General features: G+C 50.7%; 2 tRNA genes and 1 rRNA gene. All 3 read right to left on the bottom strand.

Annotated features, from left to right (window positions below):
- Positions 1-9: 9 nt before the first annotated feature.
- Positions 10-86: transfer RNA gene (locus H8K36_RS18825), tRNA-Ile, on the bottom strand.
- 7 nt (positions 87-93) lie between these two features.
- A tRNA-Ala gene (locus tag H8K36_RS18820) sits at positions 94-169 on the bottom strand.
- A 127-nt stretch (positions 170-296) separates the two neighbouring features.
- Positions 297-1,833 (bottom strand): 16S ribosomal RNA (locus H8K36_RS18815).
- Between the last annotated feature and the right edge of the window lie 214 nt (positions 1,834-2,047).

The following is a 2,047-nucleotide window of genomic DNA, read 5'->3' as shown; positions in this document are numbered from 1 at the left end:
CCGCTTATTTGGTAGGGCTGGTTGGGCTCGAACCAACGACCCCCGCGTTATCAACACGGTGCTCTAACCAGCTGAGCTACAGCCCCAGTCAATTGGTGGAGGTTACCGGGCTCGAACCGATCACCCCCTGCTTGCAAAGCAGGTGCTCTACCAGATGAGCTAAACCCCCATTTGTATTACTACTTAACCGGGCAAATCTCGAACAAGCTACCTACTTACTTCTCGGTCGCTTCTTCTGCGTTCTTTTACATTAACAGTCAATAAGTGTGGACACTCAACATTCAAGCGCACTCTAGAAAGGAGGTGATCCAGCCGCACCTTCCGATACGGCTACCTTGTTACGACTTCACCCCAGTCACGAACCCCGCCGTGGTAAGCGCCCTCCTTACGGTTAAGCTACCTACTTCTGGCGAAACCCGCTCCCATGGTGTGACGGGCGGTGTGTACAAGACCCGGGAACGTATTCACCGCGACATGCTGATCCGCGATTACTAGCGATTCCAACTTCATGTAGTCGAGTTGCAGACTACAATCCGGACTACGATACACTTTCTGGGATTAGCTCCACCTCGCGGTTTGGCAGCCCTCTGTATGTACCATTGTATGACGTGTGAAGCCCTACCCATAAGGGCCATGAGGACTTGACGTCATCCCCACCTTCCTCCGGTTTGTCACCGGCAGTCTCATTAGAGTGCTCAACTAAATGTAGCAACTAATGACAAGGGTTGCGCTCGTTGCGGGACTTAACCCAACATCTCACGACACGAGCTGACGACAGCCATGCAGCACCTGTGTATTGGTTCTCTTGCGAGCACTCCCAAATCTCTTCGGGATTCCAACCATGTCAAGGGTAGGTAAGGTTTTTCGCGTTGCATCGAATTAATCCACATCATCCACCGCTTGTGCGGGTCCCCGTCAATTCCTTTGAGTTTTAATCTTGCGACCGTACTCCCCAGGCGGTCTACTTCACGCGTTAGCTGCGTTACCAAGACAATTAAGTCCCGACAACTAGTAGACATCGTTTAGGGCGTGGACTACCAGGGTATCTAATCCTGTTTGCTCCCCACGCTTTCGTGCATGAGCGTCAGTGTTATCCCAGGGGGCTGCCTTCGCCATCGGTATTCCTCCACATATCTACGCATTTCACTGCTACACGTGGAATTCTACCCCCCTCTGACACACTCTAGCCATACAGTCACAAAGGCAGTTCCCAGGTTGAGCCCGGGGATTTCACCTCTGTCTTATATAACCGCCTGCGCACGCTTTACGCCCAGTAATTCCGATTAACGCTTGCACCCTACGTATTACCGCGGCTGCTGGCACGTAGTTAGCCGGTGCTTATTCTTCAGGTACCGTCATTAGCAGGCTGTATTAGAACCCACCGTTTCTTCCCTGACAAAAGAGCTTTACAACCCGAGGGCCTTCTTCACTCACGCGGCATTGCTGGATCAGGGTTGCCCCCATTGTCCAAAATTCCCCACTGCTGCCTCCCGTAGGAGTCTGGACCGTGTCTCAGTTCCAGTGTGGCTGGTCGTTCTCTCAAACCAGCTACTGATCGTCGCCTTGGTGAGCCTTTACCTCACCAACTAGCTAATCAGATATCGGCCACTCCATGAGCATGAGGTCTTGCGATCCCCCACTTTCAACCTTAGTTCGTATGCGGTATTAGCGTAACTTTCGCTACGTTATCCCCCACTCTAGGGTATGTTCCGATATATTACTCACCCGTTCGCCACTCGCCACCAGGTGCAAGCACCCGTGCTGCCGTTCGACTTGCATGTGTAAGGCATGCCGCCAGCGTTCAATCTGAGCCAGGATCAAACTCTTCAGTTTAATCTCTGTTACTTGTTTCCATTTCTGGAATTCGTTCTTTCGAACGAGTCGCTCACTCAAAATACTGACAGTTGCGATAATGATTGCTCACTATCGCGTCTTATCTTTACTTCTTGTGAACATTTGATATTTTTTAAGTTTCCTAACTACCGAAGTAGCTAGTCGCCTTCATTATCAAGTGCCCACATTTATTGACTGTTAATTGTTAAAGATC

The organism is Affinundibacterium nitidum (genome assembly GCF_014284155.1).
GTDB classification, from domain to species: domain Bacteria; phylum Pseudomonadota; class Gammaproteobacteria; order Burkholderiales; family Burkholderiaceae_D; genus Undibacterium; species Undibacterium nitidum.
The sequence above is the reverse complement of the archived record's forward strand: the minus strand, read 5'-3'. Positions and strand labels throughout refer to the sequence as shown.